The organism is Bibersteinia trehalosi (genome assembly GCF_004346205.1).
In the GTDB taxonomy this organism is placed as follows: domain Bacteria; phylum Pseudomonadota; class Gammaproteobacteria; order Enterobacterales; family Pasteurellaceae; genus Bibersteinia; species Bibersteinia trehalosi.
Window position 1 is genome coordinate 174552 of the sequence record NZ_SMAM01000002.1, and the last position, 15330, is coordinate 189881.

Annotated in this window: 20 protein-coding genes; 4 read left to right on the forward strand and 16 right to left on the reverse strand. The window is 41.3% G+C overall.

Annotation, left to right across the window (positions count from 1 at the left end):
* Nucleotides 1-11: 11 nt before the first annotated feature.
* From EDC51_RS02760 to EDC51_RS02800, 9 genes are all read right to left on the reverse strand, one after another.
* Nucleotides 12-377, reverse strand: coding sequence for an Imm51 family immunity protein (locus tag EDC51_RS02760; protein ID WP_025266970.1), 366 nt, complete (start codon nt 375-377; stop codon nt 12-14).
* 62 nt (nt 378-439) lie between these two features.
* Nucleotides 440-2293: a Fe-S protein assembly chaperone HscA gene (hscA, locus tag EDC51_RS02765; protein ID WP_131928110.1), complete on the reverse strand. Its 1854-nt coding sequence runs from the start codon at nt 2291-2293 to the stop codon at nt 440-442.
* 76 nt (nt 2294-2369) lie between these two features.
* Complete coding sequence (locus EDC51_RS02770; RefSeq protein WP_131928111.1) at nt 2370-3005, reverse strand: DUF2625 family protein; 636 nt, start codon at nt 3003-3005, stop codon at nt 2370-2372.
* Nucleotides 3006-3136: 131 nt separating this feature from the next.
* Nucleotides 3137-3658, reverse strand: coding sequence for a Fe-S protein assembly co-chaperone HscB (hscB, locus tag EDC51_RS02775; protein ID WP_131928112.1), 522 nt, complete (start codon nt 3656-3658; stop codon nt 3137-3139).
* Between the two features lie 9 nt (nt 3659-3667).
* Nucleotides 3668-3991 carry an iron-sulfur cluster assembly protein IscA gene (gene iscA, locus EDC51_RS02780; protein WP_015432768.1) on the reverse strand — a complete coding sequence of 108 codons (324 nt, stop codon included), beginning with the start codon at nt 3989-3991 and terminating at the stop codon, nt 3668-3670.
* Nucleotides 3992-4100: 109 nt separating this feature from the next.
* Nucleotides 4101-4484, reverse strand: a complete 384-nt coding sequence (gene iscU / locus EDC51_RS02785; RefSeq protein ID WP_025266968.1) for a Fe-S cluster assembly scaffold IscU — start codon at nt 4482-4484, stop codon at nt 4101-4103.
* A gap of 119 nt (nt 4485-4603) precedes the next feature.
* Nucleotides 4604-5824: an IscS subfamily cysteine desulfurase gene (locus EDC51_RS02790; RefSeq protein ID WP_131928113.1), complete on the reverse strand. Its 1221-nt coding sequence runs from the start codon at nt 5822-5824 to the stop codon at nt 4604-4606.
* 22 nt (nt 5825-5846) lie between these two features.
* Nucleotides 5847-6293, reverse strand: a complete 447-nt coding sequence (gene iscR / locus EDC51_RS02795; RefSeq protein WP_015432771.1) for a Fe-S cluster assembly transcriptional regulator IscR — start codon at nt 6291-6293, stop codon at nt 5847-5849.
* Nucleotides 6294-6417: 124 nt separating this feature from the next.
* Nucleotides 6418-6702 (reverse strand): YfcZ/YiiS family protein, encoded by a 285-nt coding sequence (locus EDC51_RS02800; RefSeq protein ID WP_131928114.1) that lies wholly within the window; start codon nt 6700-6702, stop codon nt 6418-6420.
* A gap of 235 nt (nt 6703-6937) precedes the next feature.
* Here EDC51_RS02800 and EDC51_RS02805 point away from each other — a divergent pair, with 235 nt between their 5' ends.
* Both EDC51_RS02805 and EDC51_RS02810 read left to right on the forward strand, forming a co-directional pair.
* Entirely contained in the window at nt 6938-8212 is a 1275-nt protein-coding gene (locus EDC51_RS02805) for a porin (protein ID WP_015432773.1), read from the forward strand.
* Between the two features lie 59 nt (nt 8213-8271).
* Nucleotides 8272-8823, forward strand: coding sequence for a methylated-DNA--[protein]-cysteine S-methyltransferase (locus EDC51_RS02810; RefSeq protein ID WP_131928115.1), 552 nt, complete (start codon nt 8272-8274; stop codon nt 8821-8823).
* Here the strand turns inward: EDC51_RS02810 and EDC51_RS02815 are convergent, their stop codons facing one another.
* Nucleotides 8824-9111 (reverse strand): RnfH family protein, encoded by a 288-nt coding sequence (locus tag EDC51_RS02815; protein ID WP_025289498.1) that lies wholly within the window; start codon nt 9109-9111, stop codon nt 8824-8826.
* Nucleotides 9101-9535, reverse strand: a complete 435-nt coding sequence (locus EDC51_RS02820) for a type II toxin-antitoxin system RatA family toxin (RefSeq protein WP_025289499.1) — start codon at nt 9533-9535, stop codon at nt 9101-9103. The genes EDC51_RS02815 and EDC51_RS02820 overlap by 11 nt, the downstream gene beginning before the upstream one ends.
* Nucleotides 9536-9648: 113 nt before the next feature.
* Between EDC51_RS02820 and selD the strand changes: the two genes are divergently transcribed.
* Together selD and ubiH are read left to right on the forward strand one after the other, a co-directional pair.
* Nucleotides 9649-10692 carry a selenide, water dikinase SelD gene (gene selD / locus EDC51_RS02825; protein ID WP_131928116.1) on the forward strand — a complete coding sequence of 348 codons (1044 nt, stop codon included), beginning with the start codon at nt 9649-9651 and terminating at the stop codon, nt 10690-10692.
* A gap of 17 nt (nt 10693-10709) precedes the next feature.
* The gene (ubiH, locus tag EDC51_RS02830; RefSeq protein WP_131928117.1) at nt 10710-11903 is read left to right on the forward strand and encodes a 2-octaprenyl-6-methoxyphenyl hydroxylase; all 1194 of its coding nucleotides are present in this window, start codon (nt 10710-10712) and stop codon (nt 11901-11903) included.
* Nucleotides 11904-11937: 34 nt separating this feature from the next.
* Here the strand turns inward: ubiH and ruvC are convergent, their stop codons facing one another.
* The 5 genes from ruvC to folE form a co-directional block, all read right to left on the reverse strand.
* Complete coding sequence (ruvC, locus tag EDC51_RS02835) at nt 11938-12516, reverse strand: crossover junction endodeoxyribonuclease RuvC (protein ID WP_025266965.1); 579 nt, start codon at nt 12514-12516, stop codon at nt 11938-11940.
* Nucleotides 12517-12593: 77 nt separating this feature from the next.
* Nucleotides 12594-13334, reverse strand: a complete 741-nt coding sequence (locus EDC51_RS02840; protein ID WP_015432781.1) for a YebC/PmpR family DNA-binding transcriptional regulator — start codon at nt 13332-13334, stop codon at nt 12594-12596.
* 42 nt (nt 13335-13376) lie between these two features.
* The gene (gene nudB, locus EDC51_RS02845) at nt 13377-13814 is read right to left on the reverse strand and encodes a dihydroneopterin triphosphate diphosphatase (protein WP_015432782.1); all 438 of its coding nucleotides are present in this window, start codon (nt 13812-13814) and stop codon (nt 13377-13379) included.
* Nucleotide 13815: 1 nt separating this feature from the next.
* Nucleotides 13816-14601, reverse strand: coding sequence for a tRNA pseudouridine(38-40) synthase TruA (gene truA / locus EDC51_RS02850; RefSeq protein ID WP_025266964.1), 786 nt, complete (start codon nt 14599-14601; stop codon nt 13816-13818).
* A complete protein-coding gene (folE, locus tag EDC51_RS02855; protein ID WP_015432784.1) occupies nt 14601-15257 on the reverse strand; it encodes a GTP cyclohydrolase I FolE in 657 nt (218 codons plus the stop codon). The genes truA and folE overlap by 1 nt, the downstream gene beginning before the upstream one ends.
* Between the last annotated feature and the right edge of the window lie 73 nt (nt 15258-15330).

A 15330-nucleotide genomic window follows, 5' to 3' on the forward strand; every position in this document is an offset into this window, starting at 1 on the left:
TTTCCTTTTGGTTAATCCCATTCAATGTTATCTAAATGCTCACCGATGAAATTTAAAATTTCTTCTTCGTGTTCCACTAGATAAACGATGATTTTTTTCAATTCCTGCGCTTTCTCTTTACTCTTTTCCGAAAGCGGATAGGTTACATAATAACAGCCTGGCTCAGGATCTTCTTCTAATAACTCTAATAGGCTTGGACGATAAATACTTAAATACGCACGCAAAAACGCCGCCCAGTTATAGCCATTCATATAAGCTTCGTCATACTCCGCATTGATTCGCTCATTTAACGCAAAAATACGGTTATCTTCCAAATTAAATTCTACGGCAATCGTGCGGAATTTTTCGGAAAGTTGGGTTTTGATGTAGTCTGACATAATAAGATTTACCCTATTTCTATGGGCGGACACATCGGTCCGCCCCTACTGTAATTTTCACATTACACAATTTCATCTACTTTCTTACCCGCCAACGCTTTTTGAATGGATAAATTCATACGTCTAGCGGCAAATTCTTGAGTGGCGTGATCTAACTCTTTGATACCTTGTTGGATCGCCAAGCGATCTGTGCCTTTTTTCAGTTCAATCAATTTAGCAAGTTCTGCTTCAATCGTTTTAAACTCTTCAACAGAAAGCACCTCTGCCCCATCTTCTTGCAAGGCGATAATCACACTGTCAATCACACGATCGGCTTCTACTCGTTGCTCAGCAAGCAAGCGAGCTTCCATATCTGCTCCTGCATTTTCCATTGAAGATTTGATCATTTGTGTCACTTCTTCATCGGTTAAGCCATAAGATGGTTTAATTTGGATTGATGCCTGCACTTTAGTGGATTTTTCCATTGCGGTTACGCTTAATAAACCATCTGCGTCCACTTGGTAGGTAACCCGAATATGTGCCGCTCCTGCGACCATTGGCGGAATACCACGCAAGGTAAAACGCCCAAGCGAACGGCAATCGTCCACTAATTCACGCTCGCCTTGCACCACGTGCACTGTCATTGCGGTTTGTCCATCTTTGAAAGTCGTGAATTCCTGTGCTTTCGCCACTGGAATAGTCGTGTTGCGTGGAATGATTTTTTCCACTAAGCCGCCCATCGTTTCAATCCCAAGTGAAAGCGGTACAACATCAAGCAATAACATATCGCTGTCTGGCTTGTTACCGACTAAAATATCTGCCTGAATCGCCGCACCCAGTGCCACCACTTTATCAGGGTCAATGCTGGTTAATGGCGTTTTACCAAAAAATTCACCTACCTGTTCACGCACCAATGGCACACGGGTTGAACCGCCAACCATTACTACTTCTTGTACCTCTGTTGCTTCCACGCCTGCATCTTTTAATGCACGGCGACAAGTCATCAATGAACGCTTAACAAGCGGTTGAATTAGCGCATTAAATTGCAAACGGCTAATTTCAATCGTTTGATTTGCAAAATTTATGCTCGTTTTATCCGTTTGTGAAAGGGCGACTTTGGTTTGGGTCGCAAGGGTTAAAAGCTCACGCTGTTCACTTGCAGTTTGCGGTTTATAGCCTGCCTGCTCGGCAATCCAATCCGCAGTCAAATGGTCAAAATCATCACCACCGAGTGCAGTATCGCCTGCGGTTGCAAGCACTTCAAACACACCACGACTTAAACGCAAGATAGATAAATCAAATGTGCCACCACCTAAGTCATAAACGGCGATCACACCTTCTTGTCCGCTATCTAAACCATAAGCAATCGCTGCCGCAGTAGGTTCGTTAAGTAAACGTAAAACATTTAACCCTGCTAAACGTGCTGCATCTTTGGTGCTTTGGCGTTGGGCATCGTCAAAATAAGCGGGTACGGTAATCACCACGCCCGATAATTCACCGCCTAAACGTTGCTCAGCAAATTGATTCAAATGCGACAAAATATCGGCAGAAACTTCAATCGGGCTTTTCGTGCCTTGTGCAGTGTGAATTAAAGGTAAGCCATTATCACTTGCCACAAACTGATAAGGTAAATTCGGATAACGAGTTTGAATATCGGAAAGACTACGCCCAATCAAGCGTTTTGCTGAAATCACAGTATTTTTCGGATCACCGCTTGCCTTAGCAAAGGCTTCGTAACCCAATGTTTTTTCCGTTTCGCCATAATGCACCACTGACGGCACCAGCGAACGCTCTTTATCGTCTAATAAAACCTGTGCTTGCCCACTGCGAACACTTGCCACCAGTGAGTTTGTTGTTCCCAAATCAATGCCCACCGCCAATTTATGTTGGTGTGGGGCGCTTGTTTGCCCCGGTTCGGAGATTTGTAATAGTGCCATTTTGTTCCTTTTATAGGGTGCAACTTGTTGCACCATTTAATTTATACCCTTTTCGGTGCAACAAGTTGCACCCTACTTAATTGACTGCATACCCCATTTCATCAGGAGCAAAAGTCGCTTGATAGTGGCGTTCAATAGATTGCTTTTCGTTGCTATCTAATTTCAGTACTTCACTGCCATTAAGATCTTTGACTAATTCTTGCCAGTTTTCAGGGCGTAAATCGTGGTAAAAACTCGCAATATCCGCCGTTAATGCCCAACCGATAAATTGCGAATAATTTAAGCCGATACTTTCCCATTTCTGTTTTTTCGGGTGGAAATAATGCACCATACCGATTTTTTCGCTTAATCCACCACCGTTTACCGCAAAGTATCCACCGACCGCATCATCAGCAATCAATAAATGAAACGGGCGTTCGCCACTTTCTTCAAAGGTTTTGCCAAAATTCCAATCAAACAAACCACGAGGTAATTTTTCATTGCCAGAACCTAAAATACGTAACCAGCCATGATCAATTAAAATGCCGCCCGTTTCGTAAATCACCGCACCAATAGGCGCTTTGGTGGAAAGTTGCATTCCAATTAACTGTTTTGCTGCTTCTTCAACATTTTTAGGTAGAATTTCATAGTGATTACGCGCAGCTTTAAACCAGTCTTGCATAATCAGCCAAGCAGAATTGGCTTTGTCGTTGAGTTCTTCAAAAGATTTCATTTATTATCACCATTCTTAATTTCATAGAGGCAGACTTTATATTCGCCCGTATCATAATTTTGCAAATAAACAGAGAAAATTCACCGCTTGTGGGCTGATAGAAAATCCGCCCCTACGATAATTACACTAAATTAAAAGCCTAAAATCTGCTCTTCTACTCTTTCAATTTCTGCAAGTAATTTCTTGGTAAAACGAAGCTTATCACAAATGCCAAAAGCAACTTGCCATTCTTGATTTTCAAGGGATTGCGCTAATTGCCCAAGAATTTGTTTGTGAGTGCGTTCAATTTCTTGTTGGAAAGCGGTCAATTTTGCTTCATTTTTTGCAGATTCAATGCTTTCCAATGTCTCACGCCATTCTAATTGTTGCATTAAGAATGCCATATCCTTAGTGCTTTGTTTTTCCAGATCTTTTTGCTCACCTGTGTTTAACGCAATGATCGCCTCTGCTCGTAAAATTGGGTCTTTCAAAATATGCAAGGCATCATTAATTTCTGCGGATTTCTGCATTGCAAGGCGTTGTTCTTGTGTCGTTGCAGCAGAGAAATTATCTGGGTGAAGCTGTTTTTGTAAGGCAAGATAACGCTCTGAAAGTTGAGCGTTATCTAATTGAAATTGCACAGGTAAATCAAATAATGCAAATGGATTACTCATTTTACCGCCTTATACGTTGAAACTTTCGCCACAACCACATTCGTTTTTCACATTTGGGTTGTTGTATTTAAAGCCTTCGTTTAAACCTTCTTTAACAAAATCCAATTCTGTGCCATCAAGATAAACTAAACTTTTTTCATCAATGATCACTTTCACACCGTGTTGTTCAAATACTTTATCGTCTTCATTTAACACATCAACAAACTCAAGCACATAGGCTAAACCTGAACAACCAGAGGTTTTTACGCCTAAGCGTAAGCCAATGCCTTTGCCACGATTATCTAGATAGGTTCTTACACGATTTGCTGCTGCTTCGGTTAATGTTACTGCCATAAGTCGTCCTTTTGAAATGAATTAAATGAAGAAAATAGTAGGGGCGAACCAATGTGTTCGCCCATAAAAAATAACGCATTCGGGCGGACACATCGGTCCGCCCCTACGATTATTTGCCTTGTTTTTCTTTGTAATCAGCAATTGCTGCTTTGATTGCATCTTCGGCAAGGATTGAACAGTGCACTTTCACAGGCGGTAGTTCTAACTCTTCTGCGATATCGCTGTTTTTAATTGCCGCTGCTTCATCAAGCGATTTCCCTTTTACCCATTCGGTAATCAATGAGCTTGATGCGATAGCAGAGCCGCAGCCATATGCTTTAAAACGCGCATCTTCAATAATGCCGCTATCGTTTACTTTAATTTGTAAACGTAAGATATCACCACAAGCAGGAGCGCCCACCATCCCCGTACCTACATCTAGAGCATCCTTGTCCATTGTACCTACGTTGCGTGGGTTTTCATAGTGATCGATTACTTTGTCGCTGTATGCCATTTTGATATTCCTTTTTTATCGGGCGTATGACATACGCCCCTACATTATATTACGAACGTAAATATATACGTTCCATTAAGATTTATTTTGTAGGGGCATACGTTGTACGCCCGCACAAATTAATGGTGATTCCACTCAATTTTTGATAGATCTACACCGTCTTTAAACATTTCCCAAAGTGGGGAAAGTTCACGCAGTTTGTTTACTGCTTTTTTCACGATTTCAATGGTGTGATCTATTTCTTCTTCGGTTGTCCAACGGCCAAGAGAGAAACGGATTGAGCTGTGTGCTAATTCATCATCTAAACCTAACGCACGAAGTACATAAGATGGCTCTAAGCTCGCAGACGTACAAGCAGAACCTGATGATACTGCGATGTCTTTTAATGACATCATCATTGATTCACCTTCTACGAAGTTGAAGCTGATGTTTAAGTTAGAATCAACACGTTTGCCTTCTTCAATAGAACCGTTGATATAAACTTCTTCCATATCTTTGAAGCCCTTTAATAAACGATCACGCAATGCTTTGATGCGTGGCATTTCGGTTGCCATCTCTTCTTTTGCAATGCGATATGCTTCGCCCATACCCACGATTTGGTGAACAGGCAATGTCCCTGAGCGCATACCACGCTCGTGACCACCACCGTGAATAATCGCTTCTAAGCGTACACGTGGTTTACGGCAAACATATAAACCGCCGATACCTTTCGGCCCGTATAATTTGTGGCTTGAGAAAGACATTAAATCTACATTTAATTCTTGTACATTTACCGGCACTTTACCCACAGATTGGGTTGCGTCCACGTGGAAAATAATTTTTTTCGCACGGCAGATTGCACCGATCTCTTTGATTGGTTGGATAACACCGATTTCGTTATTCACGTGCATGACAGAGACTAAAATCGTATCTGGACGAATTGCCGCTTCAAATTTTGCTAAATCAATAATACCGTCTGCTTCTGGTTCAAGATAAGTCACTTCAAAACCTTCACGCTCTAATTGACGGCAAGTATCTAATACCGCTTTATGTTCGGTTTTCACGGTAATGATGTGTTTACCTTTGGTTTGATAGAAATGCGCCGCCCCTTTGATTGCAAGGTTATCAGACTCAGTTGCGCCAGAAGTGAACACAATTTCACGGCTATCTGCACCAATTAAATCAGCAATTTGGTTACGAGCGATATCTACTGCTTCTTCTGCTTCCCAACCAAATTTGTGCGAGCGTGATGCAGGGTTACCAAACACGCCCTCTTTGGTCATATAGTCCATCATTTTTTTTGCTACACGCTCATCCACTGGGCAAGTTGCAGCATAGTCCAAATAAATAGGTAATTTCATTGTTGCTCCTAACTAAAAAATCTTAGTGATGGTGATCATGGCAATGTGATTTTTCACAATCGTGATCACGATTCTCCTCTACCAGCTCTGCAAGAGTAATGGTATGTAGATATTGTTCAATTTGGTTTTCCAAACGCTCCCACAGCGAATGTGTTAAACAACGGCTATTATTAGTGCAATTACCATTTCCTTTACACTTAGAAACATCAACACTTTCATTCACTGCTTGAATAATCATACCGACATTAATCTCTTCTGGCGTTTTACCTAGTTGGTATCCGCCACCAGGTCCCCGCACGCTATGCACGATACCATCACGGCGTAATTGAGCAAAAAGCTGCTCTAAATAAGATAAAGAGATAGATTGGCGTTCGGATATGTCTGCCAGGCTTACAGGTAAGGTCTTACCGTGTAGTGCAATATCTAAAATTGCCGTCACGGCATAACGACCCCGAGAAGTTAATTTCATAATACAGACCTACATAAAAAACGATGGAAATTCTGATATACCCCACTAAATTAGTCAAGAATTTAGTGGGGTATTTTGAAAGGTTTCACAAATAAATAAAATAGGAAATTTCCTAAGAAATTATTTAACGTGTTGAAAGTTGGAAAATCATAGCCTCAACTTGGTAAGCAAATTCAAAATGCGCTGTTGCTAAATAACCATTTTCAACAGGCTGAACATCGCTTTCAATTCGACAAGGTTCAGATTCAGCGGCTCGAGCTTTACTAATTAAATAATCTAACGCATCTTGTGCTTCAGATTCACTCGAATAGACTTGAGAAAAATCAACAGTTCGATCACTATTATCGATCACCGTGCCCACATCAACACAACAACAAGCTGGGGTTTCGCTAAGTTTACATTCACTCATTTTGCGCTCTCCATAAAATTAAATTGATCGCGCTATTTTACTCTTATCATGCTTGAAATTCAATTTTTCACAATTCTTATATCCAAAAAATAAAAGTTCCCTTTAACTGGTCGGAACACTTTATTTTTTTGCAAAATTTCATTGATTGCCAAGCGCTTGCTCTTTACAATCCGCCCGTTTTTTATTGTAAGAAGGCGGTAATTTTTACTGCTTCGCTTTTTTAAGGATAGATTAAATGACAAAATTTACCAAAACAGTGTTTGCATCTCTTGTAACATTCACCGCGGCTGGCGCGAATGCGGCAGCATTCCAATTAGCAGAAGTATCTACTTCAGGTTTAGGTTTAGCTTATGCAGGTAATGCAGCAGTAGCTGATAATGCCTCTGTTGTTGCGACTAATCCAGCCTTAATGACATTATTCAAACAAGCGCAAGTTTCTGCTGGTGCTATCTATGTAAACGTGGATTCTGACGTAGAAGGTACAACTGTTTTCGGCAATAATTCCGATCATAAAAACGTCATTCCGGTTGCAACGATTCCAACTGTTTATTTTGTTGCACCAGTTACTGATCGTTTTGTTATCGGTGGTGGTTTAAATGTGAATTATGGTCTGAAATCAGACTTTAATGATCAATATAGCGCAGGTATCTTTGGTGGTAACACTGAATTAACGGCTACAAACTACAACTTAAGTGCAGCTTATAAGCTGGGTTACGGTCTTAGCATTGGTGCTGGTGCCAATGTAGTTCATGCTAAAGCAAAACTTAACCGTTATGCCGGCGATGTTTCAGCACTCTACGCTCAATACGGTATTCAACGTAACACTGTCTTAAGCCATATGAAAGGTGAGGAATGGGAATTTGGTTGGAATGCAGGCTTAATGTATGAAATCAATGAAAATAACCGCTTAGGTTTCGCTTACCATTCGCCAGTTAAAATCAAATTCAACGGCAAATACTCAAACCAAATTCCAAGTGTATTTACCGCTTTAGGTGGAACTGGTGGCGCAGAAATTGATGCTCGCTTAAATCTTGAATTACCCGCATTCTGGGAAATTTCAGGTTATCACAAATTAACGGATAAATTTGCCGTACAATATAGCTACAAACGTACCGATTGGAGTTCATTCAAAGAATTACGCGCGACAGCAAATGATGTGGATCGTTTCCACAAAGAAGAAAACTTCAGCGATGCATCACGTATTGCATTAGGGGCATCTTATGATTTAACCAATGCATTAACACTACGTGCAGGTATTGCCTTTGATGAGAGCGCAAGTGTCAATGCGCCATCAATTTCAATCCCTGATGCAGATCGTACTTGGTATGCTGTAGGTGCAACTTACCGTTTCACGCCAGATTTATCTATTGATGCAGCATACGCGCATGTTCGTGGTAGCCGAGTATCATTTACCGAATCACACCGCGTAGCTAGCTCGACTTATAGCGGCAAATATACTTCAAAATCTGTTGCTAACGTTTATGGTTTAAACCTAAACTACAGTTTCTAATTTCATCATAAAGCAAAAGGCGTGTACACTACACGCCTTTATTTTATTTTTTAAACACGATGAACACGATTTATTACCACTACTACACCTCGCCCGTTGGCAGATTATTGCTCCTTGCCAAGCACGATAAACTCATTTATATCGAATTTGAGCAAGAACAACAGACAACCTCATTAGAAAGTTTTCTGCCAGCAAGCTCAACAAGCGGTGAAATCTGGCAAGTTTTTTGCAAAACTTGCGCAGTTTTAGACCGCTATTTTGCCGGAGAAACTTTAGATTTCAGCCAACTTGATTTTCTTGCTCCACAGGGTACAAACTTTCAACAAGCTGTGTGGCAGCAGCTCTGCCAAATTCCTTACGGCAACACCATAACTTATGGTGAAATTGCACAAAAACTGGGTAAGCCCAATGCCATGCGTGCAGTTGGAGGAGCGGTCGGCAGAAATCCTATCTCTATTTTAATTCCCTGCCATCGTGTACTGGGTAAAAACCATAGCTTAACTGGCTTCGGTGGTGGCTTACCAAATAAACGCTACCTACTACAATTAGAAGGTATTCAATATCAAGATAAAGGTATTGAATTTGTGAAGCCAAAACATAAAAAGTGGTAACTACTTTTTACCTTCCGCCCGTTTACGTCGCATCTCTTTAGGATCAGCAATTAATGGGCGGTAGATTTCGATCCGATCGCCATCTTCAACCAAATCGGTTAATTTTACTGTTCGGCTAAAAATACCTACCTTATTTTCGCGTAAGTCGATCTCTGTATATTTTTCTAATACTCCCGATTGTAAAATCACATTCTGAACACTAACTGCCTGATCTAGAGCCAATTTTTTTAAAAAAAATTTTTCCGGGTAAGCAAATACTACCTCGACATTAATTTTCTTAGACACCATACACCTCTTTCGCACGCTGTTTAAATGCATTCACCATTTTAAGTGTCAGCTCATTAAATACTTTGCCAAACACCATTGCCACCAAAGGGCTTTCAAATTCAAACTCTAACATTAAGTTAATTTTGCAGCTCTGCTCATCAAATGGCTCAAATGTCCAAGCACCGCTTAATTGCTTAAACGGACCTTCCAATAGCTGCATCGTAATCTTTTCATTCACGATCATGGTGTTATGGGTACTAAAACGCTGACTAATACCCAATTTTTGAATGACTAATTCCGCATTGAGTTCGTTTTCCCCTAAACTTAAGGTTTTTGCTCCAATGCAGCCAGATAAGAACTGTGGATATTTTTCATAATCATTGACGAGCTGGTACATCTGCTCGGCGCTATAGCCCACTAAGGCGGATTGATTAACACTAGGCATAATTTTTTAATGGGTGAATAAATAGCGTTAGTTTAGCATTACAAGCGGGTAAAAACTGCCAATTTTTTACAAATCGGGTATAATCTCAGCAATTTTTTCTGCTTTATTTCATCATGTTAGAACAACCGATTAAGCTTACCCAATACAGCCATGGCGCAGGTTGAGGCTGTAAAATATCTCCTAAGGCGTTAGGGACCATTTTACACAGCCAACTTGAACCTTTTTTTGACCCCAATTTATTAGTCGGAAATGACACCGCTGATGATGCAGCAGTGTATGATATCGGCAACGGACAAGCCATCGTAAGCACCACTGATTTCTTTATGCCGATTGTCGATGACCCGTTTGATTTTGGGCGAATTGCCGCAACCAACGCAATGAGTGATATTTTTGCGATGGGTGGGAGACCACTAATGGCGATTGCTATTCTAGGATTCCCGATCAATAAATTGCCTGCCGAAGTGGCGCAACAAATTGTTGAAGGAGGGCGTTTTGCTTGCCGCCAAGCGGGGATTGCATTGGCTGGTGGCCATTCGATTGATAATCCAGAACCTATTTTTGGCTTAGCCGTTACGGGTATGATTTCCACCAAGCAAGTCAAACGTAATGCATCTGCCGAGGCTGGTTGTGAACTATTTTTGACTAAGCCTCTTGGTATTGGCATTCTAACTACCGCAGAAAAACAAGGCAAACTTAAGCCTGAGCATAAAAACCTTGCCCGAGATGCAATGTGTGAGATGAATGTCATTGGTGCAGAATTTGCTAAAGTGGATGAAATCACTGCGATGACAGACGTAACAGGCTTTGGCTTACTTGGGCATTTAAGTGAAATTTGCCTAGGCTCAAATTTACATGCTGAAATCGATTTTGCTGCGATTCAAACGCTTGATGGCGTAAAAGAATATATTGAATTAGGCGCAGTTCCTGGTGGAACAACTCGTAATTTCGATAGCTATGGGCATTTAATTTCCCCCATGCATGATGAGCAAAAAGCGATTTTATGTGATCCCCAAACAAGCGGTGGGCTGCTGATTGCCGTACGTCCTCAAGCGGTAGAAAATGTGCAAAATCTTGCAAAATTACATAAGGTGCCACTATATCATGTTGGAAAATTGTTAGCGCCAGATAATCATTCACCGCTAATTGTCGTGAAATAACGTTACGGGAATATATTATGCAATCATTTGATATTGCTATTGTCGGCGGCGCGACTACAGGCTCTATTCTCGCCTTAGCGCTTAGCTCTGCAACCAAGCACAAATTGCGCATTGCAATTATTGAAAAATCCTTACCCAACTATGCCGAACAAGGAGGATTTGATGCGCGTTCGATTGCGCTTGCCTACGGTTCTTTGCAAAAATTAGCGCAAATTCAACCGCTTGCGAGCGAGAATTTAAATGCAGAACTCAGTCAGATTGCCACCGATATTCAACAAATCCACGTTTCCGATCAAGGGCATTTTGGCAAAACGATGCTCTCTGCTGCCGAACTGAAATTAACGAAACTGGGGGTAGTAGTCGAACTTGCTAAATTGGGCGAGAAGCTCTCCGAGATTATTGCCCAACAGCCCAATATTCAATATTTTTGCCCAGATACTGTACAAAATGTCACACGCAATGCACAGGAGTGCTATTTAGACTTAACCTCTGGTGAACAACTTCGCTGCCAGCTGCTGGTAGCTGCTGATGGCATTCAATCACAACTCGCTAAACTGTGTGGCGTTGAAACGAAACAGCTACAGGATTATCAACAATCCGCAATTATTGCTAATGTACAATTAAGCACCCCACATAATGGACAAGCTTTTGAACGTTTTACTGCGCAAGGCCCTTTCGCCCTGCTGCCTTTAACCGCTAGAACAATGTCATTAGTATGGTGTGTGAAAGATCCTTCTGTACAAATGACAATGAATGATGAACAATTTTTATCGGCACTCCAACAGCAATTTGGCTGGAAGCTAGGGCGATTTGAAAAAGTGAGCCAACGCTTTATTTACCCACTCACTTTGCAAAAAGCTGAAACGCATGTGCACCACCGCTTAGCTATTGTCGGTAATGCCTCACAGCAGATCCACCCTGTTGCTGGGCAAGGTTTTAATCTGGGAATGCGAGATCTCTTTGAATTGGCAACATTAGTCGGAAAGGCTTTTAGCCAAGGACAAGATATTGGCGAATTTACGTTGCTCAATCAGTATGAACAAGCCAGAAATCAAGATCAAACTCGTATTATGCAAAACACAAATGGTTTAATTTCACTCTTTTGTGGCGAACGTTTACCTGTTCAAATTTGGCGCAACCTAGGTTTGGTGGGCTTATCACACTGCGCCACACTGAGAAAGCAGGTGGCACATCAAGCATTAGGTTGGTAAATCAATAAGGGCTTTTCATCTAAATAATATGATGCTAGCCCTTTAAACGAAAGCGACCACGGCTATAGCGAGTTTTCATCAAAGCGAGGACTTGCTCTTTTTCGGAGCTTATTTTTTGCCTACTGCTTTTCGCGACCGTGAGCGAATGTTGTATTGAGTGCGCATGTGTAATCGCAATAGCAAGTGCATCTGCCGCATCAGCTTGTGGTGTAGCGGAGAGTTGTAAAATACGAGTAACCATATCTTGTACCTGTATTTTATCCGCTGAGCCAATCCCCACTACCGTTTGTTTTACTAAACGTGCAGCATATTCAAATACCGGCAAATCATGATTCACCGCCGCCACAATCGCCGTACCTCGAGCTTGCCCAAGCTTGAGAGCAGAATCTGCATTTTTTGCCATAAATACTTGTTCAATGGCGAACATCTCTGGCTGAAACTGGGTGATAATCTCTGTTACGCCAGCATAAATCCGCTTTAGACGTGTCGGTAAATCATCTGCAGCAGTACGAATTGCGCCACTGCCTAAGTATTCCAGTTGTCGCCCATTTTTCCGAATAACACCATAGCCGGTCACACGAGAACCAGGATCAATGCCTAAAATAATTGCCATATTTTTAATAAACAAGCGGTCGATTTTGTAAAAAAATTTACCAAATCGACCGCTTAATTCCCTATCTATTTTGATACTTACAGCAACGCTGCAACTTCATCGCTGATCTCACCATTGTGATAGACGTTTTGCACATCATCACAATCTTCCAGCATATCGATCAGTTTTAATAATTTCGGTGCAGTTTCTGCATCTAAATCAACGGTAGTGGATGGAATCATTGTTACTTCAGCGTTTTCAATCTTGAAACCAGCTGCTTCAATGCCATCTTTCACTGAGCCTAAATCTTCCCAAGCGGTATAGATTTCAAAGCTACCATCTTCTTGAGGTTGGATATCGTCAGCACCCGCTTCGATTGCGGCTTCAGTAAGTGCATCTTCATCCGCAGAAAGAATCAAAATTAAACCTTTTTTGCTAAAGAGATAACCAACTGAGCCCTCTGTTCCAAGGTTACCGCCACACTTGGTAAAACTTGGGCGCACTTGTGAAATGGTACGATTTGCATTGTCACTTAAACATTCCACCATGACTGCTGTGCCACCAGGACCATAACCTTCATAGATTTTGGTCTCCATATTGGTGTCATCACCACCACCCACACCACGCTCAATTGCACGGTTGATGGTATCACGTGTCATATTGCTTGAAAGCGCTTTATCCACTGCCGCACGCAAGCGTGGATTAGAAGAAACATCTCCACCGCCCAATTTTGCAGCGGTAACTAATTCACGGATTAATTTAGTAAAAATTTTACCGCGTTGTGCATCTTGTGCCGCCTTGCGGTGTTTAATGTTAGCCCACTTACTATGACCTGCCATTTTGTTTCCTTAATTTGTTGTTTGAAATTTCAGACAAGCGGCCTATATTGGCAAATATTTTGCCATCGCTTGTGCGTTATTTGGAGATTTGGTAAGAACAATTGCCGCCTCAACGGATAGCCATTGATAGGCTAAATGTTCACTTAATTGTGGTTCAATTTCATTAGGCAAGCCTAATAAAAACCAATGCTCTGTATTATGTGTAATTTCAGGGGCGTATTTATAGCGGAATTGCGGGAAAATCTCAAATTCCACGCTCTGTTTACAATCATAAAGGCTCAAATTTTGAGCGATAATATCAATTCCCGTTTCTTCAGCCACTTCTCTTATGGCCGTTTGATACGGCAGTTCCCCTTCTTCAATCGAACCTGTGACAGATTGCCAAAAATCAGGATCATCTTGGCGTTGTAGCATCAATACTCGTCCACTATTTTTGGCATAAATCACGACTAACACAGAATGGGGATTTTTATATTTCATCTTAATCGGCTAAAAATAAAGGCCCTAAAGTTTTTTTAGGTATGGAAAATTGTTCAGGATAACTCACATCCACTAGATATAATCCTTCTGCCTTGGCAGTTGGGGCAGCCAATGTACGATCTTTTTGTTCAAGCAGCCATTTAATCCATTCTATTGGTTGTCGTCCCTGCCCAACTTCAATCAAACTGCCGACAATATTACGCACCATATGATGCACAAAAGCATTCGCTTGAATATCCACAATAATATAATGTCCTTGTCGCCAAACATTAAGATGATGCACATTACGCCATGGTGTATGTGATTGACATTGCGCTGCACGAAAACTAGAGAAATCATTTTCCCCGAGTAAAAATTGTCCGGCTTGGTGCATTTTCTCTGCATCTAAGTCATGATAATAATGTGAAATTCCTTTAGGTAAAATAGCACTACGCAAGCGGTGATTAAAAATAATATAGCGATAACGACGAGCTGTCGCACTAAAGCGAGCATGAAAATCCTCAGGTACTTCCACTGCCCATTTTACCGCAATATCCTCAGGCAAATGTGCATTTGTGCCAAAGCACCAACTTTTGAGTGGACGTTCTATATTCGTTTCAAAATGCACCACTTGCCCCGTGCCGTGAACGCCTGCATCAGTTCGCCCTGCACAAAAAACTTCGCAAGGTGCATTAGCAATTTTGCTTAACGCTTCTTCCAAACATTGCTGTATTGAAGCCACTTCTTGCTGGCGTTGCCAACCAAAATAGCGGCTACCATCATATTCAATTCCGAGTGCAATTTTCATCATTTTTGGATTTGGGCAAGAAATTCTTTGCGAGTTTCACGATCTTGCAAAAAGACTCCACCATAAGCTGAAGTAATCGTTTGACTATTGGTATCGCGCACACCACGACATTTTACGCAGAAATGGGTTGCTTTAACATAAACCGCCACGTCTTCCGTCTCTAAAATGGTTTGAAATGCTGTTAAAATCTGCTCCGTAAAACGCTCTTGCACTTGTGGACGTTGAGCAAAAAATTGCACCACTCGGTTGATCTTAGATAAGCCAATCACCCAATCTTTAGGATAATATGCAACGGCAACTTTACCATCAATAGTGACAAAGTGGTGCTCGCAAGTGCTGGTCAAAGTTATATCATCGACCAACACCATTTCGCTGACTTTCATACGGTTTTGGATTTTGGTGATTTTTGGGAAGGTCGTATAATCTAGCCCACTGAAAATTTCATCGACATACATTTTGGCTAAGCGCTTTGGCGTTTCTTCCAAACTGTCGTCATTTAAATCTAAGCCTAATAATTCTAATACGTCACGCATTTTTTGTTCAATTTTATCGCGACGTACGGCTTTAGACTGAGTAAGAGCAACCGTTGGTGTTTCAATACCTTTGGCAACCAATGCTTGCCGAACCTGTTTGGCTTCCAGTGAGATTTCGTTCATTTGCTATTCCCTAAAAATTAAAGCGTTGGATTGTATCAAATTAGCTTGAAAACACAACGAAGCAAGAAAAAAT